Source organism: Roseibium sp. (genome assembly GCF_965216085.1).
Taxonomy (GTDB): domain Bacteria; phylum Pseudomonadota; class Alphaproteobacteria; order Rhizobiales; family Stappiaceae; genus Roseibium.
Map to the genome: position 1 here is coordinate 778006 of NZ_OZ244138.1, position 19862 is coordinate 797867.

The 19862-nt window shown below is 56.0% G+C and carries 17 protein-coding genes; 14 read left to right on the plus strand and 3 right to left on the minus strand.

The window, feature by feature from the left end:
* The first annotated feature begins 2 nt into the window (after positions 1–2).
* The 5 genes from ACOOFE_RS03655 to ACOOFE_RS03675 all read left to right on the plus strand — a co-directional run bounded on the left by ACOOFE_RS03655 (position 3) and on the right by ACOOFE_RS03675 (position 4139).
* Complete coding sequence (locus ACOOFE_RS03655) at positions 3–1091, plus strand: NAD(P)/FAD-dependent oxidoreductase (protein ID WP_420413696.1); 1089 nt, start codon at positions 3–5, stop codon at positions 1089–1091.
* Positions 1091–1429: a (2Fe-2S)-binding protein gene (locus ACOOFE_RS03660; RefSeq protein WP_420413697.1), complete on the plus strand. Its 339-nt coding sequence runs from the start codon at positions 1091–1093 to the stop codon at positions 1427–1429. Before ACOOFE_RS03655 ends, ACOOFE_RS03660 begins: the two co-directional genes overlap by 1 nt.
* Positions 1419–2801 (plus strand): FAD-dependent oxidoreductase, encoded by a 1383-nt coding sequence (locus ACOOFE_RS03665; protein ID WP_420413698.1) that lies wholly within the window; start codon positions 1419–1421, stop codon positions 2799–2801. Before ACOOFE_RS03660 ends, ACOOFE_RS03665 begins: the two co-directional genes overlap by 11 nt.
* Positions 2802–2818: 17 nt before the next feature.
* A complete protein-coding gene (locus tag ACOOFE_RS03670; protein ID WP_420413699.1) occupies positions 2819–3160 on the plus strand; it encodes a RidA family protein in 342 nt (113 codons plus the stop codon).
* A gap of 76 nt (positions 3161–3236) precedes the next feature.
* A complete protein-coding gene (locus ACOOFE_RS03675) occupies positions 3237–4139 on the plus strand; it encodes a heparin lyase I family protein (protein ID WP_420413700.1) in 903 nt (300 codons plus the stop codon).
* A gap of 49 nt (positions 4140–4188) precedes the next feature.
* On the opposite strand, the gene bhcR is transcribed toward ACOOFE_RS03675, so the two are convergent.
* Positions 4189–5031, minus strand: a complete 843-nt coding sequence (gene bhcR, locus ACOOFE_RS03680; protein WP_420413701.1) for an HTH-type transcriptional regulator BhcR — start codon at positions 5029–5031, stop codon at positions 4189–4191.
* A 170-nt stretch (positions 5032–5201) separates the two neighbouring features.
* Here bhcR and bhcA point away from each other — a divergent pair, with 170 nt between their 5' ends.
* The 4 genes from bhcA to bhcD all read left to right on the plus strand — a co-directional run bounded on the left by bhcA (position 5202) and on the right by bhcD (position 9575).
* Positions 5202–6392, plus strand: a complete 1191-nt coding sequence (gene bhcA / locus ACOOFE_RS03685; protein ID WP_420413702.1) for an L-aspartate--glyoxylate aminotransferase BhcA — start codon at positions 5202–5204, stop codon at positions 6390–6392.
* A 41-nt stretch (positions 6393–6433) separates the two neighbouring features.
* Positions 6434–7360, plus strand: a complete 927-nt coding sequence (gene bhcB / locus ACOOFE_RS03690) for a beta-hydroxyaspartate dehydratase BhcB (RefSeq protein WP_420415538.1) — start codon at positions 6434–6436, stop codon at positions 7358–7360.
* Between the two features lie 22 nt (positions 7361–7382).
* On the plus strand, positions 7383–8546 hold the full coding sequence (gene bhcC, locus ACOOFE_RS03695; protein ID WP_420413703.1) for a 3-hydroxy-D-aspartate aldolase BhcC: 1164 nt from the start codon (positions 7383–7385) through the stop codon (positions 8544–8546).
* A gap of 63 nt (positions 8547–8609) precedes the next feature.
* Complete coding sequence (gene bhcD / locus ACOOFE_RS03700) at positions 8610–9575, plus strand: iminosuccinate reductase BhcD (protein ID WP_420413704.1); 966 nt, start codon at positions 8610–8612, stop codon at positions 9573–9575.
* A 476-nt stretch (positions 9576–10051) separates the two neighbouring features.
* Here the strand turns inward: bhcD and ACOOFE_RS03705 are convergent, their stop codons facing one another.
* The gene (locus ACOOFE_RS03705; protein ID WP_420413705.1) at positions 10052–11479 is read right to left on the minus strand and encodes a uracil-xanthine permease family protein; all 1428 of its coding nucleotides are present in this window, start codon (positions 11477–11479) and stop codon (positions 10052–10054) included.
* A gap of 508 nt (positions 11480–11987) precedes the next feature.
* On the opposite strand from ACOOFE_RS03705, the gene uraH reads away from it, so the two are divergent.
* Positions 11988–12341 (plus strand): hydroxyisourate hydrolase, encoded by a 354-nt coding sequence (uraH, locus tag ACOOFE_RS03710; protein WP_420413706.1) that lies wholly within the window; start codon positions 11988–11990, stop codon positions 12339–12341.
* Positions 12342–12397: 56 nt separating this feature from the next.
* Here the strand turns inward: uraH and ACOOFE_RS03715 are convergent, their stop codons facing one another.
* Complete coding sequence (locus ACOOFE_RS03715; protein ID WP_420413707.1) at positions 12398–13306, minus strand: LysR substrate-binding domain-containing protein; 909 nt, start codon at positions 13304–13306, stop codon at positions 12398–12400.
* Positions 13307–13506: 200 nt separating this feature from the next.
* Between ACOOFE_RS03715 and xdhA the strand changes: the two genes are divergently transcribed.
* The 4 genes from xdhA to ACOOFE_RS03735 all read left to right on the plus strand — a co-directional run bounded on the left by xdhA (position 13507) and on the right by ACOOFE_RS03735 (position 19834).
* Positions 13507–14970 (plus strand): xanthine dehydrogenase small subunit, encoded by a 1464-nt coding sequence (gene xdhA / locus ACOOFE_RS03720; protein ID WP_420413708.1) that lies wholly within the window; start codon positions 13507–13509, stop codon positions 14968–14970.
* 13 nt (positions 14971–14983) lie between these two features.
* A complete protein-coding gene (gene xdhB, locus ACOOFE_RS03725) occupies positions 14984–17326 on the plus strand; it encodes a xanthine dehydrogenase molybdopterin binding subunit (RefSeq protein WP_420413709.1) in 2343 nt (780 codons plus the stop codon).
* A gap of 4 nt (positions 17327–17330) precedes the next feature.
* The gene (gene xdhC / locus ACOOFE_RS03730) at positions 17331–18185 is read left to right on the plus strand and encodes a xanthine dehydrogenase accessory protein XdhC (RefSeq protein WP_420413710.1); all 855 of its coding nucleotides are present in this window, start codon (positions 17331–17333) and stop codon (positions 18183–18185) included.
* Positions 18186–18250: 65 nt separating this feature from the next.
* The gene (locus ACOOFE_RS03735) at positions 18251–19834 is read left to right on the plus strand and encodes a xanthine/uracil/vitamin C permease (RefSeq protein WP_420413711.1); all 1584 of its coding nucleotides are present in this window, start codon (positions 18251–18253) and stop codon (positions 19832–19834) included.
* The last annotated feature ends 28 nt before the right edge of the window (positions 19835–19862 follow it).

The window sequence follows — 19862 nt, forward strand, 5'->3', positions numbered from 1 at the left end:
CCATGACCACGCTGATTATTGGAGGCGGTGTGGTCGGGCTTTCCATAGCCTTCGGCCTGCTGCAACAGGGGAAGTCCGTCCTGGTTCTGGATGGCGGCGACAGCGATTTCCGGGCTTCGCGCGGAAATTTCGGCCTGGTCTGGGTTCAAGGCAAAGGCGTTGATTGTCCGTCCTATTCGACTTGGTCACGGCGGTCCGCCGGTCTCTGGCCTGGATATGCGGACGATTTGAAAGCTGCGTCCGGGATTGATGTGTCCTTGAGCCAGAAGGGCGGTGTCGACTATTTCACCGACGAAGAAGAACTCGCAGACAAAGTCTCAGCACTTGAAGGGTTGCGAACGGCGGTTGGCGGCGATTATCCATTCGAAGTTCTCGACCATACGGGATTGAAAAAGCTTGTACCGCAGATTGGTCCAAAAGTGGTTGGCGGGCTCTATTCGCCGATGGATGGCCACGTCAATCCGCTTCAGTTGCTCAAAGCCCTCACAATCGGCGTCAAGAGTCTCGGCGGTGACATCCGCACTGGGGCACAGGTGGTTGAGATAAAAGCTGCCGATCATGCGTTCACTGCGATCTTAGCAAGCGGAGACCATGTCGAAGGCGGAAGTATAGTCTTGTCCGCAGGCCTAGGTGCGGCCGATCTCGGTGAGAGCCTTGGTTTCAAGGCTCCGGTCCGGCCTCAACAAGGCCAGGTTTTAATCACCGAAAAACTGCCGTTTTTTCTTGAGTATCCGTCCGGCACCCTCCGCCAAGTCAATGAAGGTGGCGTCCAGGTTGGTGCTTCGAAGGCAGAGATTGGCCCGGATGACCGGGAAGATCTGGAGACACTCGCCGGGCTGGCCCGCCATGCTGTCGAGGTTTTTCCGCATCTTGCGAAAGCGAAGCTCGTCCGCAGCTGGGCGGCTTTGCGGGTCATGTCGCCCGATGGACTGCCGATCTATCAGCGGTCGGCCAAATATGAGGGTGCCCGGTTCGTGACTTGTCACAGCGGCATCACGCTGGCCGCAGCGCACGCGAGTCTGTTGCCGGACTGGGTTATGGGCACCAATCAGGCTCCAGATCTTTCAGACTTCAGCGAGGCACGGTTTTGATGTTCGTTTCTCTTGAGCCTGACGCGGCTGAGACCGTGGTGTTTGAATTCGATGGTCAGAAAATTTCTGCACCGCGCGGGATTAGCGTTGCTGCAGCTCTGCTTGCATCAGGCAGGTCGAGCCTACGCGCAACCCCGGTTTCCGGGGCACCGCGCGGTCCATTTTGCATGATGGGCGCCTGTTTTGATTGCCTTGTTCAGATAGACGGTGTCACCGTTCAGGCATGCATGACATCGGTCGCAGACGGCCTCGTTGTTCAGCAAGTGCCTCGGGCCATGTCAGAGACCCAATCTGATCACATGAATGAGGATGGGGGCTTTGTTGAACATGTCAAATAAGGTCTTCGATATCGCTGTCATAGGTGCCGGTCCTGCTGGCATGTCCGCAGCTTTGGAAGCGGAAAAACATGGCGCATCGGTTGTTCTGCTTGATGAGCAATTGCAGCCTGGCGGTCAGGTCTATCGCAATGTTCTAACCGCGACCCGCCGCCAGTTCACGATCCTTGGTTCTGACTATGCCAAAGGCGCTGCGCTTGCTAAACCGTTTTCAGAATCTACTGTGCTGCATCTTGCCGGGGTGTCCGTCTGGCAAGTTACACAAGGCGGGCATATTGGCTTCAGCAAGGATGGCAAGGCAGATCAAATCAGGGCCCGGCATATAATTGTTGCAACTGGTGCAACGGAACGACCGGTGCCGATACCAGGTTGGACGTTGCCAGGTGTGTTGACTGCGGGTGCTGCCCAGATCCTTTTGAAATCGGGAGGTTTTGCGGCTCCCTCTGCCGTTCTGATCGGAGCAGGACCCTTGCTTTATCTGGTTGCGGCACAAATGGCGGCAGCTGGCTGTCCGCCAAAGGCGCTGATTGAAACCCAGACGCAAAAGGACCTTCGGGCCGCTTTGGAGCATCTCGGCGGGGCACTTCGAGGTTGGCGTTATCTGTTGAAAGGCATTGGGCTGATCGCGCGATTGAAGCGGGCCGGTGTTCAAAGATATTCCGCTGCGACGGAGATTGAGATTTCTGGAAGTGACCGTGCCGAAGCTGTTTCCTTCAAAGCAAAGGGCGAGCACCACCGCATAGAAGCCGAAACGTTTCTTGTGCATCTCGGTGTCGTTCCAAACACTCAAGTCACGCGTTCTTTGCGCCTAGAACACCGGTACGATGATACGCAACGCTGCTTTAAGCCGATAAGCGATGCCTATGGTCACACGTCTTGCAATGCCATAAGTATAGCTGGTGATGGCGCTGGTATCGGCGGTGCAAATGTCGCAGCGTTGTCCGGCCGGATCGCCGCGCTTGGAGCCCTGCACAAGCTGGAAATGATCAGCCAGTCCACGCGCGACGAAGTGGCGAGGCCTCTTCTATTAAAGCGGGAAAAAGAGCTGGCCATCCGGTCGTTCTTGGACACGGCCTATGCGCCGCCGGTAGAGATCCTGCGTCCGGCTGATGGCACGATCATTTGCCGGTGTGAGGAGGTGACCGCCGGAGATATCCGGAGGTTTGCTGCGCTGGGTTGCAGAGGCCCGAACCAGGCGAAAGCCTTTGGCCGATCTGGCATGGGGCCGTGTCAGGGCCGGTTTTGCGGCTTGACGGTCACAGAAATCTTGGCCAAGGAAACGGGCCAGAGCCAAGATGAAACCGGCGCGTTTCGAATTCGGACACCATTGAAGCCGGTAACCCTTGGCGAACTGGCAGCTTATGAAGCTGAATGAATTTCCAAAGGATCAAAATGATTGAACGTCTACATTCATCCGCCCGCATGAGCAAAATCGTCAAACACAACGGCGTTGCCTACCTGTGCGGACAGGTTGGGATTGCAGGAGACAGCGTCGCGGATCAAACCCGTGAATGCCTCTCCCGGGTCGAGAAACTTTTAGAAGAAGCGGGATCGTCGAAATCACAAATTCTTCAGGCGATCGTTTGGCTTGCCGACATGTCGGACTTTGCTGAGATGAATGAGGTTTGGGATGCCTGGGTGCCGGAAGGTCATGCACCAGCACGTGCGTGCGGTGAGGCGAAACTCGCCCGGCCGGAACTTAAGGTGGAAATCATTATAACAGCCGCTGTTTGATTTTCTTGTGTCTTCTGCTGGCTGCTCTATCTTGTCGTTGAGGCCGTTGTCGCGGCGATAAACAGGGGGCGTCAGCATGTATCGGATAAGTAATCAATTATTGCCGGCGAACCTGACAAGGATTGCCGGTTTTATTGTCGCCTATGCGTTGATTGGTGGCACTGCTGCAGCTGCGCAGCAGGAGGTCGTTGTCGAAGGTGTTCCGGTTACGATCACCGAGCAGTCGATCAAATGCGATATCGACCCGGCTGACATTCCCAAAGATATTAGCACCAAAAGGCTTGTCGATTGCAACTCGGCCGAGGTGGTTGAAATTGATCTGCCGGATGAAAACATCAGTGCAATCAAATTTACGATTTCACCGGACGACAAGAAGATTTCTTCCGGTGTCCGGGCGGAGTTGCGGGATATGCATGTCGCCAAAAACGGAGATGAGACCTGGTACCGGTTTTCAACCCTTCTCCCAAGTGACTTTCCCGTAGAGGCCAAGCACCGTCTGGTGACGGCTCAATGGCATGAGCGGATGAGAGAAGGGCATGACAGCTTGCGGCCGCCGTTGTCACACCGGTTGTGGGACGGCCGGTTTGTGGTGACCTTGTGGAATGATGCCCGCATCAAGGAACTGGGAACCAAAAAGGGGGACGGAGAGATCGTCTACTCACTCCCTGAATTGGAGCGCGAAGTCTTCCACGAATATGCCTACAAAATTGTCTGGTCGCCGGAAGCGGATGGTGAATTGGTCGGGTGGAAACGGCAATGCCGGCCGTTGGACGTTGCTTGCACCGAAGGTGTCTGGGAGGAGATCATTCGCTATTCAGGCTCGACCGGGTATTCCGATGAAGAAGTGGACGGCTATTACTTCAAAATCGGCCTTTACACTGTCACCGATTTCGATGTTCCCTTCACCGCCTATCACAAGGGATATGGGAGTGGGTCCTCGGCTGAGGCCATCGGACTGACGGATCCGATTTTTCAGTGATCCCGGCATTGAGATTAAGTGAGGCGCTACTTCTGCGGCGCCTTGCCACTCAGTGCGCTGCCGGTTCTCCTCCCAGTGCTGATGTCAAATTGCCGGCCGCTGTCATGACCGACGTGGCAAGGCTGGAGATCTTGTCGACGGAAACCCGGCTTGTTGGACCCGAGACAGAGATGCCGGCGACGATTTCGCCGTAGTGATTGAACACTGGCGCTGCAATACAGCGCATACCGAGGTTTTTTTCCTCGCCGTCAATGGAATAACCACTTGCCCTTGCCTGGGCCAAATCTTCCTTCAACTGCTCCGCATCGCACAAGGTATGTTCTGTAAACCGCTGCCGGTCTGCGCTGACAATCAGACGGTCGCATTGCTCTTGATCCATAAAAGCAAGAAGAGCTTTGCCGATGCCGGATGCGTGCAGCGGGGATAGTGAGCCTGGTGGGAAAAAGGCTCGAATATTCGCGTGGGTTTCCACCTGGCTGACAAACAGGACCTGATCACCTTTTTGGATGCCGAGATTCGCTGTTTCTCCTGTTTCTTCCATCAAGGCTCGCAGAACCGGGCGGGCACGTTCAACCAAGCTGGTTCGCCGCAAAAAACGGGCGCCGACAATGAAGGCGGCTGGTCCGATTTGCCACAGCTGCTGAGCCTGATCGAATTCCACCAGCCCGCGGGTCTCCAGAGTGAATAGAATTCGGTAAAGCGTTGCCGTCGATTCTCCCATCTGTTCGGAGAGAGCAGACAAGGACACACCGGACTGGGTGCTTAAATGCTCAAAAACCGCCATCGCCCGGTCAAGCGATTTGATGGTGTTTTGGCTTGTCTTATCATCCCAGGCTCTTGGGCGCCCGCGGGCCTTTCGATCAGACTTCTTTTCAATGCCACGCTCTGTCATGAGACAGTCTCTTCAATTTGTGAAAAATTAATTCATCATATGAAAAACTTATCTATCTGACAAGATTGATATTTTACGACTTTCATCTTTTTAAAAAAGTTTTTTAAAAAAATTGCGGGCTCTTACATCTCTCCGGTACCGTCAGGTCAAAACCGTGAGAGGAAACGGCCATGAGCTTTCAAAACCCTGTTTTTATTCCAGGTCCGACCAATATGCCCGAGGCGCTTCGCAAAGCTTGCGATATGCCGACCCTGGACCACCGCTCTCCCTTGTTCGGAGAAATCCTTCAGCCAGCGCTGGCGGGTGTAAAGAAGATCCTGAAAACGGAATTGGCCGAGGTCTTCATCTTCCCGTCGACCGGTACCGGCGGCTGGGAAACGGTCATCACCAACACCTTGAGCCCGGGCGACAAGATCCTGGCAGCGCGCAACGGCATGTTCTCCCACCGTTGGATCGATCTGTGTCAGCGTCACGGTCTGGAAGTTGAAATTGTCGAGGCGCCATGGGGCACCGGCCTGCCGGCTGATAAATATGAAGAGATCCTGGCTGCCGACAAACACCACGAGATCAAGGCTGTTCTGGCGACGCACAACGAGACGGCGACCGGCGTAAAATCCGACATTGCTGCTGTTCGCCGGGCGCTCAACAATGCCAAACACCCTGCGTTGCTCTATGTTGATGGTGTCAGCTCGATCGCTTCTATGGATTTCCGGATGGACGAGTGGGGCGTTGATGCGGCAGTTACTGGCTCGCAGAAAGGCTTCATGCTGCCCGCCGGTCTCGCAATTGTCGGCCTCTCGCCTAAAGCCCAGACCGCTGTTGAGAAGGCGAAGCTGCCCCGGACCTTCTTCGACATCCGCGATATGCGGAAATCCTATGCGGTTAATGCGTATCCGTATACCCCGGCAGTTGGTCTCTTGAATGGCCTGAAACAGAGTTGCGATATGCTGCTCGACGAAGGTTTGGAGAACGTTTTTGCCCGCCACCACCGGATTGCTGAAGGCGTTCGCGCGGCTGTCCGCGCTTGGGGCTTGCAGCTTTGCGCCGGTTCGCGGGATGTCTATTCCGACACTGTCAGCGCCATCCGCACTCCCGAAGGTTTCAACGCCACCGATATTGTTACCCATGCAGCCGGGAAATATGGTGTCGCGTTTGGTGTTGGCCTTGGGGAGGTTGCGGGCAAAGTGTTTCGGGTCGGCCACCTTGGCAGTCTGACCGACGTTATGACCCTGTCCGGCCTTGCAACAGCTGAGATGGTCATGGCGGACCTCGGACTTTCCATCAAACTGGGCTCCGGCGTTGCCGCAGCACAAGATTACTACCGGACTGAGGAAGTTGTTTCCTCAAAGGAGGCCGCGTGAAAACCAACGCCCTAAACACCTATATTCCAACGCTGGAAGACATGTTGGTCGCGCATGAGCGGATCAAACCGCATGTTCACCGCTCCCCCGTTCTGACGTCGTCCTTCTTGAATGATCTGACCGGCGCTGAACTGTTCTTCAAATGCGAGAATTTTCAAAAAGCCGGTGCCTTCAAGGTTCGTGGTGCGTCCAACGCCGTCTTTGGCCTTGATGAGGAAACTGCAAAAGCGGGTGTCGCTACGCACAGTTCGGGCAATCATGCTCTGAGCTTGTCCTATGCGGCTGGCCGGCGGGGTATTCCGTGCCATGTGGTCATGCCGCGGACGGCGCCGCAGGCCAAGAAAGACGCCGTGCGTGGATATGGTGGCATCATCACGGAATGCGAACCGTCGACCTCCAGCCGCGAAGCGGTCTTTGCCGAAGTTGAAAAGAAAACCGGTGCAGAATTCGTTCACCCCTACAACGATCACCGGGTGATCGCTGGGCAGGGTACGTGTTCCAAGGAGTTGATGGAACAGACTGACGGTCTGGATGCAGTGATCGCGCCGATTGGCGGCGGCGGCATGGTATCGGGCACCTGCCTGACCCTGTCCAACCTGGCGCCGGAAGTGAAAATCTACGCAGCGGAACCGGAACAGGCGGATGATGCAGCTCGCAGTTTCTGCGCTGGCCACATCATTGCCGATGATGCGCCAAATACGGTGGCGGATGGCTTGAAAGTTCCGCTCAAGGATCTGACCTGGCACTTCGTGTCCAATCACGTCACGGATATTCTGACTGCTTCGGAACAGGAAATCATTGATGCGATGCGTCTGATCTGGGCGCGGATGAAGATCGTCATGGAACCGTCTTCCGCAGTCCCGTTGGCCACCATTTTAAAGAACAAAGACGTTTTCGCAGGTAAGCGCGTTGGGGTGATTATCACCGGCGGCAACGTTGATTTGAACAAACTTCCCTGGACCGTTTAAGTCCCTTTCGGAGATAACTCTTATGAACGCACACACTGGATTTGAAAAACTCGAAGTCGGTTACGATGTTCCGGCCCTCCCGGGCATGGATGCTGCTGACATTCAAACACCGTGCCTGGTGCTCGATCTTGACGCGCTGGAGCGCAACATCAAGAAGATGGGCGACTATGCCAAGGCACACGGCATGCGCCACCGGGTGCACGGCAAGATGCACAAGTCTGTCGACGTTGCCAAACTGCAGGAACGTCTTGGCGGTGCGGTTGGCGTTTGCTGCCAGAAAGTCAGTGAAGCCGAAGTCTTTGCCCGCGGTGGCATCAAGGACGTTCTCGTTTCCAATCAGGTACGCGACCCGGCCAAGATCAAACGCCTTGCACAGCTGCCGAACCTCGGCGCACGTACCATTGTCTGTGTCGATGACATCGATAACGTTGCCGAATTGTCTGCTGCTGCAACTGAAGCAGGTACAACGCTGGAAGTCTTCATCGAGATCGACTGCGGTGCAGGCCGCTGCGGTGTCACCAAGACAGCAGATGTTGTTGCGATCGCGAAGGCGGTTGACGCTGCCTCGAACCTGAAATTCACCGGCATTCAGGCTTACCAGGGTGCCATGCAGCACCTCGACACATATGAAGCGCGTAAAGAGAAACTCGATATCGCGATCGCGATGGTCAAGGACGCGGTTGAAGGCTTGAAGGCCGAAGGACTGGAGCCTGAGCTGGTATCAGGCGGCGGCACGGGGTCTTACTATTTTGAATCCAACTCTGGCGTTTACAACGAGCTGCAGTGCGGGTCCTATGCGTTCATGGATGCTGACTATGGTCGGATCCTCGATAAGGACGGCAACCGTATCGACCAGGGTGAGTGGGAAAACGCGTTTTTCATCCTGACCCAAGTGATGAGCCACGCAAAAGCGGACAAGGCGATCTGTGATGCCGGCTTGAAAGCCCAGTCCGTCGATAGCGGTCTGCCGTTCATCTATGGCCGCGACGACGTTGAATACGTCAAATGCTCTGACGAACATGGCGTCATCGCCGACCCTCAAGGCGTTCTGAAAGTCGGTGAGAAGCTGAAACTGGTTCCAGGCCACTGCGATCCGACCGCCAACGTTCACGATTGGTATGTCGGTGTGCGCGGCGGCAAAGTTGAAACCGTCTGGCCGGTGTCTGCCCGCGGCAAGGCTTACTGATCCACTGTCTAAACCGTTTTCAGGCTAGGCCCGGAAGGGCTTAGCCTTTTTCTGGAGAACCAAATGATCATCGTTCCTGAAAAGGAAATTGCTGGGCTGCTCGGCCGCGCAGAAGCCTTTGATGCGGTTGAGAGTGTTTTTGCCGCCATGTCCAGCGGGGCGGCCTATAACTTCCAGGTCATTCGCGAAGCCATCGGGCATGCCGATGCGCTTTATGGCTTTAAATCCGGTTTTGACCGTTCGTCCCTGGCGCTGGGCCTGAAATCCGGCGGCTATTGGCCGGGCAATGCGGACAAGGGTTTGACCAACCACCAGTCGACAGTGTTTTTGTTTGATGCGGACACCGGCAAGGCCAAAGCAGTAGTTGGCGGCAATCTGCTCACGGCTCTGCGGACGGCTGCCGCCTCTGCGGTCTCCATCAAACATCTGGCCCGCAAGGATGCCAAAGTTCTTGGTATGATCGGTGCTGGCCATCAGTCGGCGTTTCAGATGCGGGCAGCTGTTGAACAGCGCTCCTTTGAAAAGGTGATTGGCTGGAACCTGCACCCGGAAATGCTGTCCCGTCTTGAAGAGACCGCATCTGAGCTTGGTTTGCCGTTCGAAGCTGTGGAACTGGATCAATTGGGTGCGGAAGCAGATGTGATCATTTCCATCACGTCCAGTTTCGACCCTATCCTCAAAGCCGCTCAAGTGACCCCGGGAACGCATATTGCCTGCATGGGCACCGACACCAAGGGCAAGCAGGAAGTCGAAGCGGAGCTGGTCGCCAAGGCCACGGTCTTTACCGATGAGGTTGCCCAGTCCTCGACAATCGGCGAATGCCAGCATGCTGTTGCAAGCGGGCTGATATCCGAAAGCGATATCAACGAAATCGGGGCGGTCATTAACGGCACTCATGCCGGGCGGACTTCGGACGATGAAATCACCCTGTTCGATGGAACCGGCGTTGGTCTTCAGGACTTGGCTGTTGCTTCTGCGGTTGTCGACCTTGCGGTCGAAAAAGGCGTCGCGATCAACGTCGATTTCTAACGGCATTCTGCCGAAGCAAACCCCAAGAACCTTGCCTGGGGCCGGCGGAAACGCTGGCCCTTTTTTTTGCTTGTTTGTTTTTTGAAGGTACTTTTGGCAGCATTGCACTTGCTGACCCAGAAGCTGATGGATCAAGTGCTTGCCGCCCAGGACACCGGTCCGCGCCAATTGATCGGAATTGTATTGTGCCAGTTCGCAGGTCCGGCTCAGGGCCGGGACGGCGCCAAAGAGTTCCTCACAACAAAAACAACGCAGCCCGCCGCTTTCATGCGTCTTTTTCGTTCGTGCGCTGTTGTGATGAGCAGGCGTCTGAGGCTTGCGTTATGCCGCCCCGGCTTTGATCCGGGACCAAGGTGAATGATCAAGACGAATAGGGGCTTACACAGGGACAGGCCGGATTTGCTGACATAACGTGTGCCCAAAAGAAAAGGGCCGCGATAGCGGCCCTAATCCAATTCATTTATATGTATGGCTGCTTATTCCGCTGGCAGAGATCCTTTGCCATGGCCGGCCATACCGCCGGAGACTTCTTCCGTTGCTTCTTCGGACAGTTCATCCGGAAGGATCAGGTTGAGTATGATGGCGATCGCTGCAGCCGGCAGAAGTCCGGTCGTCAGCAGGATCCGGGCTGTATCCGGCATATGCTGAAGCGCGCCTGGGTCCAGTTTCAGGCCGAGGCCGATTGTCAGGGAAATCGCGAAGATCACCATGTTGCGGCGGTTCCAGTTGACATCCGAGAGCATTGAGACACCCGCAGCGACAACCATTCCGAACATGACGATGACACCGCCGCCAAGAACCTCAATCGGAACAGTGCGGATCAAGCCGCCGACCTTGGGAACAAGGCCGCAGATGATCAGGAAGATGGCCCCGCAAGTCACCACATGCCGGCTCATGACGCCGGTCATGGCGATCAAGCCGACGTTCTGGCTGAAGGATGTGTTCGGAAACGCGCCGAACAGACCTGCTACCGTACTACCCAGACCGTCAGCGTAGGTCGCACCGGAAATCTCCTCATCCGTTGCGTCGCGGCCTGCGCCGCCTTTTGTAATCCCGGTTACGTCGCCCACGGTTTCGATCGCCGAGACAAAGCCCATGAGACAGAAGCCGATGACCGCAGCTGCAGAGATTTCAAATCCGTACTTGAACGGCTGCGGCAGGGCAAATGCGCTGGCGTTGGACCAGGACGAGGCAATGGTGTCGAAGGTCAGCATCCCGGTCATCAGGGCATAGATGTAACCGGCAATCAGGCCCAGCAGGACTGCAGAGACTGACAGCATGCCTCTGGCATAGAACTTCAGCCCAAGTGTGACGAAGATGACGACCAGTGCCGCCGACCAGTTGAGCAAAGAGCCGTATTCCGGTGTGCCAATCGCAGGAACGCCGCCAGCGGAATACTGAATCCCGACTTTGACCAGCGACAGACCGATCATAGTAACGACCAATCCTGTGACAAGCGGCGGCAGGGCAAAGCGGATCTTGCCAATAAAAAGACCCAAAAATGCATGGAACATGCCGCCGATGATAACCCCGCCAAAGACTGCGGCGAGCCCGTCAACGCCTTTGCCGGCGACAAGCGGAATCATGATTGGCAGGAACGCAAAGGACGTGCCCTGAACAATCGGCAGCCCCGCGCCGACCGGGCCGAGCGTGATGGTTTGAAGCAGTGTTGCCACACCGGCAAACAGCATCGACATCTGAATCAGATAAAGAAGTTCCGGAAAGTCAGGTGAATTCGATCCGAAACCAAAACCGGCTGCGCCCGCGACAATAATTGCGGGTGTTACGTTAGATACGAACATGGCCAGGACGTGCTGAATTCCGAGTGGTATTGCCTTGGCTAATGGAGGTGTATAATTGGGATCGCGCAGCTGCTCTGGCGTTCCAATAGATGCGTTGCTCATATTCACTCCTCTGAGGGTCAATTGACCGTCCTTGCCTCGTTTGATGGGCAATGATCGGCCTGATGTGGCGGGCTTACCTGGTTTGGTTGAGCTGCCACATGATTGAATTCCGGCGCTCCCGGAGCCGGAAATCGGGATTTATTGGGCTTGGTGCCTTAACCCCGGAACTTGACAGAAACGGCTGTTTCTCTGCGATGGCTGGTCCGGTTTTTTTTGATCGTGGTGATGGGGATGTTGTTGTGTCAGCGTGAAGACTGAAGACAGGCATGCTGACGTGGCCAGTTGCTCTGTAATAGGCAGCTGGGACCTGAAGTCTCAGTCCGGAATTGGTCTCCGGGATCTCAGGCATTTTATTGATCCGTCTAACAATTGCTGTCAGCTTTTCTTATAAAGCAAAATAATCTACGTATTTTCCGGTAATTTCTGAAAGTGCTTTCGGATAACCGCAGGTGTCTTTCAAAGCACGCGGGCCGCATTATTTGCAAAACGGATTTTTCAGGAGCGCCAGATGGCTGGATACCTTACGACCCATGTTCTCGACACCGCCCAGGGCTGTCCGGGCAAGGGCATCAAAATCGACCTTTATATGATCACAGCAACAGAACGGGTTTTTATCCGCAGTCTGGTGACCAATGATGATGGGCGGACGGACAGTCATATCCTTCCGGCAGACGAGTTCAAGACCGGTACCTATGAACTCGAATTCCATGTCGGCGCCTATTTTGATGCTGCTGGTATTGATCTGCCGGAGCCAAAGTTTTTGGACGTAGTGCCACTGCGTTTTGGCATGTCGGAAGAGGCGCATTATCATGTGCCGCTGTTGGTTTCGCCGTTCAGTTACTCGACCTACCGCGGCAGCTAAGCGGTACTTGGGCTCTGACCGACTGATTGGTCAGAGCCGTGTTTTTTCATCATGGGTCAACTAGCACCGGGCCCGATGTCGGTATGTTTGATGATGAAGTCGACAAAATGCCGGATCTTCGGATCCTGCAGCCGCCGGTGCGGATAAAGACATCCGAAAATGGTAGGCGGCGGCGGTGTCTCGGTCAGAATTTCGACTAAGTCGCCATTGCGCAGATGTTCGGCAACATCAAACCGGGGTTTGTTGACGATCCCGTAACCATTGAGCGCCCAATCGGTCAGAACATCGCTGTGATCGGCATCGTATTTTCCGGATACCTGGAGTTTCTTCGGTCCGTCCGCTGTCTGTAAAACCCAAAAATATTCTGGCGAATGCGGATAACGCAGGAGCAGACAGTTGTGCTGCTCGCTCAACAGATCGTCGGGCGTCTGCGGTGTGCCATGTTTTTTGAGGTAGTCGGGCGCAGCACAGACCACGCGCGGACAGTCAGCGATTTTTCTCAGCTTGAGATTGGAGTCCTCCGGTGTGCCGATGAAAAAGGCGACATCCAGGCCATCAGATAGAATGTCGACTTTGCGGTCAGAGAGCCGCATGTGGACTTCCGTTGCCGGGAACTGTTCGACGAACCTTGGCACCAGTGGCGAGATAATGCGCCGGCCGGCACCCAGCGGTGCGGTGACTCGCAGAACCCCGCGCGGCATGTCGGAGAAACTCGCAACTGCCGCCTCCGCATCGTCGATGGACTGCAGCGCTTTGAGCGCGTGTTCGTAAAAAACTTTGCCGACTTCCGTTGGAGTCAAAGACCGGGTGGTCCGGTTGAACAGCCGTGCGCCAAGATGCTTTTCCAGCTCCTTGATGCGCTTGCTGGCGACAGCAGGTGTCATTCTAAGGTCACGGCCACCAGCAGTGATGCTGCCAAGTTCCACCACACGTGTGAATACACGCAGGCTTTCCAGATAGGCCATGATCAGTCTCCGTTGCTCGGTTTCTCATTGTTTTTGCACGTGTTTGGCATTTGTTCCCAATTGGGGACTAGCCGCTTTTTTGCAGAGTATCGCACGGGTATTTTCAATGATCTGTTGAAAGAATTTCCGGATTCGCCTGATTTTTCGCAAGACTGCGTAGAAGTACGGTCCTTAGTGAGATGAGAGCACTTGAGGACGTGATGAACCAGCGCAATGAAATTCGGTTTCTATTGAACGGCCGTGATGTGGCGGTCCGCGATGTTGAAGCTGATGCCACACTACTCGACTTTCTGAGATTGGAACGCCGCCTGACTGGAACGAAGGAAGGCTGCGCGGAAGGCGATTGCGGGGCGTGTACGGTTCTTGTTGGGCGGCTCCTTGACGGCCAGCTGATCTATGAAACCGTCAATGCCTGTATCCGGTTTGTGGCCTCGCTCGACGGCTGTCATGTGGTGACGATCGAACATCTGAAAGGGGAAGCAGGTCAGCTTCATCCGATCCAGCAGGCAATGGTCGATTTTCACGGCAGCCAATGCGGGTTCTGTACACCAGGGTTCATCATGTCGCTCTATGCGCTCTGGATGGGAAATCCGGAGCCAACGGAAACTCAAGTTGAAACGGCGATCCAGGGAAATCTCTGCCGCTGCACCGGTTACCAGCCAATCATTGCCGCGGCGATGGCAGCCAATCAATACGGAACGCCCGCCAAAGATTTTCTGAATGCCGAGCGAGACACAATTTCCCAGCGTTTGGCCGATCTCAATGACGGCCTGCGGGTGGTCTGTGGCCCTGAAGATAACCGAGCGATTGTCCCGGCGAGTGTTGCGGACCTTGCCGACGTACTGGCTGAGTGGCCGGAAGCGACAATTGTTGCTGGCTCGACGGATGTTGGCCTGTGGGTCACCAAATTCATGCGCCCAATTAGCCCGGCGGTTTTCATTGCGCATCTGGAAGAGCTGAAGTCGATCAACCTGACTGAGACTGCACTCGAGATCGGGGCAGGGGTCACGTACACCGAAGCCCAAGACAACATTCGCACAGCATTCCCCCATCTGGAGGCGTATTGGGACCGGATCGCCGGTCAACAGGTTCGCAATATGGGCACGATCGGCGGCAATATCGCCAATGGTTCGCCGATCGGCGACACGCCACCAGTGTTGATTGCACTTGAAGCAGAAATCACACTTCGTAAAGGCAAGACACAGCGGACGCTGCCACTGGAAGATTTCTTCATTGAATACGGCAAACAAGATCGGGCGCCGGGGGAATTTGTCGAAGCAATCACAATTCCGCGTCCGAAAGCCAATCAGCGTCATGACGCCTACAAGATTTCAAAACGCCGGGACGAGGATATTTCTTCGGTTGCCGCCGGTTTCAATGTAACGGTTGAAAACGGGATAGTCACCGCAGCCCGATTGGCATTTGGCGGCATGGCCGGAACACCGAAGAGAGCGGCGGCTGCCGAAGCGGTCTTGATCGGCCAACCCTGGAATGCAGCGACTTTTGCAGCCGCGGGCAAAGCGCTTGAGGTCGACTTCCAGCCGCTTTCGGATTGGCGGGCGTCCGCTCAGTACCGGATCACGGTTGCGCGCAACCTGCTGCAACGTTTCTTCCTTGCCCATGATGACCAGACCGCTGAGCCGGTTGATCTGCTGTCCGCCTGATGACGAGAAATCCATGAAACACGATAAAATCACAGAAGCAGCTCAGACCGTTAGCGGCGCCGTGCATACCAATCGCCGGCACGACAGTGCGGAAAAACATGTCACCGGTCAGGCAGAATATTGCGACGACATTGGTGAGCCACAAGGCACGCTACATGCTTACCTGGGTGTCTCGACCGTCGCCCATGGTCTTATCAAGTCGATGGATTTGGCAGCTGTTCTGGCTGCGCCAGGTGTAGTTGGTGTGTTGACCGCGGAAGATATTCCAGGCGTCAACGACATCAGCCCAACCGGCTTGAAAGATGAGCCGGTTTTCCCGACGGAAAAGACGGAGTTTCATGGTCAGCCACTGTTTGCGGTTGTCGCCGAAAGCCGCAATGCGGCCCGCCGCGCTGCTGAACTGGCCGCCATTGAATACGACGTGCTTCCGCACGCACTGGATCCTGTCGAAGCACAAGAAGCCGGTCATCCATTTGTCACCGCTCCGTTGAAACTGGAGCGCGGAGCGATCGATCCGGCATTTAAAGCGGCTGAAAACCGGATCTCGGGGCAGATGCAGATCGGTGGTCAGGATCACATGTATCTGGAGGGGCAGATTGCCTTTGCTCTGCCCGGCGAGGACGACGACGTCATCGTGCATTGTTCGACCCAGCATCCGAGTGAGGCCCAGCATATGGTGGCTCATGTGTTGGGTGTGCCGTCGAATGCTGTCACGGTCAATGTCCGGCGCATGGGCGGCGGGTTCGGCGGCAAAGAAAGCCAGATGAACCTCTTTGCCGCTGTGGCTGCGGTGGCTGCCAAGAAGTGGAACTGCCCAGTAAAAATCCGGCCTGACCGCGACCAGGACATGACCGCGACCGGCAAACGCCACGACTTCGTCGTTGATTATGACGTTGCCTTTGATGGTGACGGCCGCATCGAGGCTGTCGACGGTGTCTTTGCCGCGCGCTGTGGGTATTCTGCCGATCTGTCAGGTCCTGTCACCGACCGGGCTCTGTTTCACGCCGACAATGCCTACTATTATCCGCATGTCCGCCTGCGCAGCCGGCCGATGAAAACCAACACGGTTTCGAATACGGCGTTTCGCGGGTTCGGAGGTCCTCAGGGCGTGGTTGCCGCCGAACGCATGATCGAAGAGATTGCCTATGCGCTTGGCAAGGACCCTCTCGAAGTCCGCAAGGCGAATTTCTATGGTGATGCGTCTGACGGCCGCAACCTGACCCCCTATCATCAGGAGGTCGAAGACAACATCCTGCCGCGGCTGATTGCCGAACTTGAAGAGAATGCGGAATATCAAGCCAGGCGCGCCGCGATCATTGACTTCAACAAGACGTCTTCGATCATCAAAAAAGGCATTGCGCTGACGCCGGTGAAGTTCGGCATCTCCTTTACCGCGACCTGGTACAATCAGGCCGGTGCGCTGATCCATATCTACAACGACGGCTCCATCCACCTGAACCATGGTGGCACGGAGATGGGCCAGGGGCTGAATACCAAGATCACCCAAGTGGTGGCCGATGCTCTTCAGGTTGATTTTGAACGTATCAAGATCACCAAAACGACGACCGAGAAGGTGCCGAACACATCTGCGACAGCAGCGTCTTCCGGGACAGACCTGAACGGTATGGCGGCTCTGGATGCTGCCGAACAGCTGAAAGCCCGTCTGGTAGCCTTTGCGGCTGAACATTGGGGTGTCGAGCCGGATACGGTTTCCTTCCGCAACAATGCCGTCCAAGTCGGCCAAGAGATCGTGTCCTTCGATGATCTTGTGCGCAAGGCCTACATGGCGCGGGTGCATCTGTCTGCTGCCGGCTTCTACAAGACCCCGAAAATTCACTGGGACCGGGCAACTGGTAAAGGGCGTCCGTTCTATTACTACGCCTATGGCGCATCCTGCTCGGAAGTTTCCATTGATACGCTGACAGGCGAATACCGGGTCGAGCAGACGGACATTTTGCATGATGTCGGCCGGTCGCTGAACCCGATCCTCGACAAGGGGCAGATTGAAGGTGCGTTCATTCAAGGCATGGGTTGGCTGACCACTGAGGAACTGTGGTGGGACAAGGCAGGGCGTCTGCGCACCCATGCCCCGTCAACCTACAAGATCCCGCTGGCTTCCGACCGGCCGCGCACTTTCAACGTCAACCTGGCCGATTGGTCGGAAAACCGTGAACTGACCATCAAACGTTCGAAAGCCGTTGGTGAGCCGCCGTTTATGCTCGGCGTGTCCGTTCTGGAAGCCCTGTCGATGGCGGTTGCCAGTGTTGCCGATTACCGGGAATGCCCACGCTTGGACGCACCGGCGACCCCGGAACGTGTCTTGCTCGCCGTTGAGCGGTTGAAGTCGAAAGGATAGCATCATGACTGCGCTTTCTGCCCAGGCGGCCGCGTTTTTTGATGCAGAAAGCGCGATCATCCGCGTCGAACTGACAGCTGTTCGTGGTTCTTCGCCGCGCGAAGCAGGGACCGAGATGTTCGTTGCGCCAACCGTGCTTTGGGGCACAATCGGTGGCGGGCGGCTCGAGCAGATTGCCATCGAACGCGGCCGTGCCATGCTTGATGGCAACAAACTTGCCGAAACTCTTGATGTTCCTTTGGGACCGGAAATCGGCCAATGCTGCGGCGGGCATGTCAGCCTGCGCTTGACCCGCATGCACACTCAAGACCGCCGGGAAGCTTTGCAGCGGATCCGGGCAGAAGAAAACGATCAGCCGCATGTTTACATCATGGGTGCCGGGCATGTCGGGCGTGCCCTTGCCAATGTGCTGCAGCATGCGCCGGTGAAGTGCATTCTGGTCGATATGCGCCAGGAAGAATTGCAGAAGTGCGAAGCTGTGGTCGAGAAGCGGCTGCGGGCGCTTCCAGAAGTGGATGTGTTCAACGCACCGCCGAACAGCGCATTTATCGTGCTGACACATGACCATGGGCTCGACTTTTTGCTGACGTCCGCTGCCCTTGAACTCGGGACTGCCGCTTATGTCGGCATGATCGGATCCGACACCAAACGCGCCAAGTTGCGTTCCTGGTGCTGGACCCATTGTAACGGTCTGACCATTGACCTGCTGACCTGTCCCATCGGGGCAACTGCCAGCCGGGACAAAAGGCCGGAAATCATCGCTTCATTTGTCGCTGCTGAGGTGTTGACCGCTCTGACCGCGGATCAGCAGGTCTCAGTCAGCAGGGAGGAAGCTGCGCTGCTGGAAGCCGCGCAGTAAATCACAAGGCTCACTGCGCCTGAGGAGAGGTGAAGTGTGTCTTTTTGACGGAAAGGAGACCCGGTATGCGGGTTGGGAGCTTCGACTATAAATTGTTTTCAAGAGGCGATTTCAGCGCCTTTTGGGCCCTGTTCACCGACAACCTTGTCAATCTGATGGTGCTTGGTGGCATCTGTCAGTTTGTCTTCCAAATGCCTGCCGAGATCGTCTACGGACGCATCGTTCCGGGGGCAGCAGTAGCTATCCTGGCCGGTGTCGCGGTCTATGTGCTGCTGGCTCGGCGTGCTGCTGCCGAACATGGCCGCGACGTTACGGCGCTGCCTTACGGTATCTCCACACCGGTGATGTTCGTCTATCTCTTCGGCGTGATTGGGCCGATCTATTGGTCGACAAACGATCCGGTTCTTGCGTGGCAGGTGGGCATCGGTGCCGGTTTCCTTGGCGGTATTGTTGCAGCTCTTGGTGCCATCATTGGGCCATGGCTGAAGAAGGTCACGCCACGTGCCGGGATGCTCGGCACTTTGTGCGGCATTGCGCTTGTCTTCATCGGCACGGTTCCGCTGGCGACGGTCTTTGAAAACCCATTCATCGGTTTTGCCTCGATGATCATCATCCTATGGGGTCTGGTTGGCCGGTTCCGTTTGCCGTTCAATATTCCGGCAGGCCTGCTCGCGCTCATCATTGGTACTGCTGTCGCGCTGATGATTGGCCAGTCGTCGTTCAGCTTCGAAGGCGTGGGCTTTTATCCGCCGCTGCCATACTTTGGTGACCTGATCGCCGGTATCCAGCACCTCTTTGCACATCCGGAGCTGTTCCTGGTTCTGGTTCCGGTGCAGATCTACAACTTCATCGAAACAATGAACAACGTGGAAAGCGCGGAAGCTTCTGGTGATCACTACCCGGTTGCTGCCTGCCAGATCACCGATGGTGCCGGTACTATGATCGGTGCTCTATTCGGCTCGCCGTTCCCGACCACCGCTTACATCGGTCATCCCGCCTACAAGCGCATGGGTGCGCATTCCGGCTACATCATCGGTGTCGGGATTGTCATTCCGCTCGCAGCCCTGTTCGGCTTCCTGGCCTTTTTGAGCAATCTAATCCCGGTTGCCGCTGCTGCTCCGGTTCTGGTGTTTGTCGCGCTTAGCCTGATCACCAACACGGCTCACGCCGTTAAGGTTGAGCACATGGCGGCTGTCACTATCGCAATGATGCCGCATGTGTCGGCGTTCCTGGTCATCAAGTGGGGGTCTTTGATGGGGGCGCTCAATGCAACCGGTGCGCAGGAGGTTTTGCCGCTCGGCTCTCCAGAGTTGACCGCCGCGCTGTTGCAGCAAGGCGCGCATTATGCCGGTCATCTGGCGCTCAGCCAGGGCGCGATCCTTACCGGCCTGATTTGGGGCGCGATTGTCGCCAGTGTCATCGATGGCAAGTTCCGGATCGCTGCAGGATTTGCATTCGCCGCCTTTGTGATGTCGTCGGTTGGCGTGGTTCATTCTGCGACGCTGCATATGCCGGAATTCGGTGCCGTTAGCCTTGGATACCTGATCGCGGCTGCGTTCCTGGTCATCTATCCGATCTTCCACAAGGAAGAGGCGATTGTTCCGGAAACGGATGGTCTTGTGCAGCCGCAGGCCACTCCGGGCGAATAACAACTTAAATCCAAACACCCGACGGGGC

Coding starts and splice junctions, on each gene's coding strand:
- uraH (WP_420413706.1), top strand. CDS start 11,988: ATGGCTGGATACCTTACGACCCATGTTCTCGACACCGCCCAGGGCTGT.
- ACOOFE_RS03655 (WP_420413696.1), top strand. CDS start 3: ATGACCACGCTGATTATTGGAGGCGGTGTGGTCGGGCTTTCCATAGCC.
- xdhC (WP_420413710.1), top strand. CDS start 17,331: ATGACTGCGCTTTCTGCCCAGGCGGCCGCGTTTTTTGATGCAGAAAGC.
- ACOOFE_RS03665 (WP_420413698.1), top strand. CDS start 1,419: ATGTCAAATAAGGTCTTCGATATCGCTGTCATAGGTGCCGGTCCTGCT.
- ACOOFE_RS03735 (WP_420413711.1), top strand. CDS start 18,251: ATGCGGGTTGGGAGCTTCGACTATAAATTGTTTTCAAGAGGCGATTTC.
- ACOOFE_RS03670 (WP_420413699.1), top strand. CDS start 2,819: ATGATTGAACGTCTACATTCATCCGCCCGCATGAGCAAAATCGTCAAA.
- bhcA (WP_420413702.1), top strand. CDS start 5,202: ATGAGCTTTCAAAACCCTGTTTTTATTCCAGGTCCGACCAATATGCCC.
- xdhB (WP_420413709.1), top strand. CDS start 14,984: ATGAAACACGATAAAATCACAGAAGCAGCTCAGACCGTTAGCGGCGCC.
- bhcB (WP_420415538.1), top strand. CDS start 6,434: ATGTTGGTCGCGCATGAGCGGATCAAACCGCATGTTCACCGCTCCCCC.
- ACOOFE_RS03705 (WP_420413705.1), bottom strand. CDS start 11,479: ATGAGCAACGCATCTATTGGAACGCCAGAGCAGCTGCGCGATCCCAAT.
- bhcR (WP_420413701.1), bottom strand. CDS start 5,031: ATGACAGAGCGTGGCATTGAAAAGAAGTCTGATCGAAAGGCCCGCGGG.
- ACOOFE_RS03675 (WP_420413700.1), top strand. CDS start 3,237: ATGTATCGGATAAGTAATCAATTATTGCCGGCGAACCTGACAAGGATT.
- xdhA (WP_420413708.1), top strand. CDS start 13,507: ATGAACCAGCGCAATGAAATTCGGTTTCTATTGAACGGCCGTGATGTG.
- bhcD (WP_420413704.1), top strand. CDS start 8,610: ATGATCATCGTTCCTGAAAAGGAAATTGCTGGGCTGCTCGGCCGCGCA.
- ACOOFE_RS03715 (WP_420413707.1), bottom strand. CDS start 13,306: ATGGCCTATCTGGAAAGCCTGCGTGTATTCACACGTGTGGTGGAACTT.
- ACOOFE_RS03660 (WP_420413697.1), top strand. CDS start 1,091: ATGTTCGTTTCTCTTGAGCCTGACGCGGCTGAGACCGTGGTGTTTGAA.
- bhcC (WP_420413703.1), top strand. CDS start 7,383: ATGAACGCACACACTGGATTTGAAAAACTCGAAGTCGGTTACGATGTT.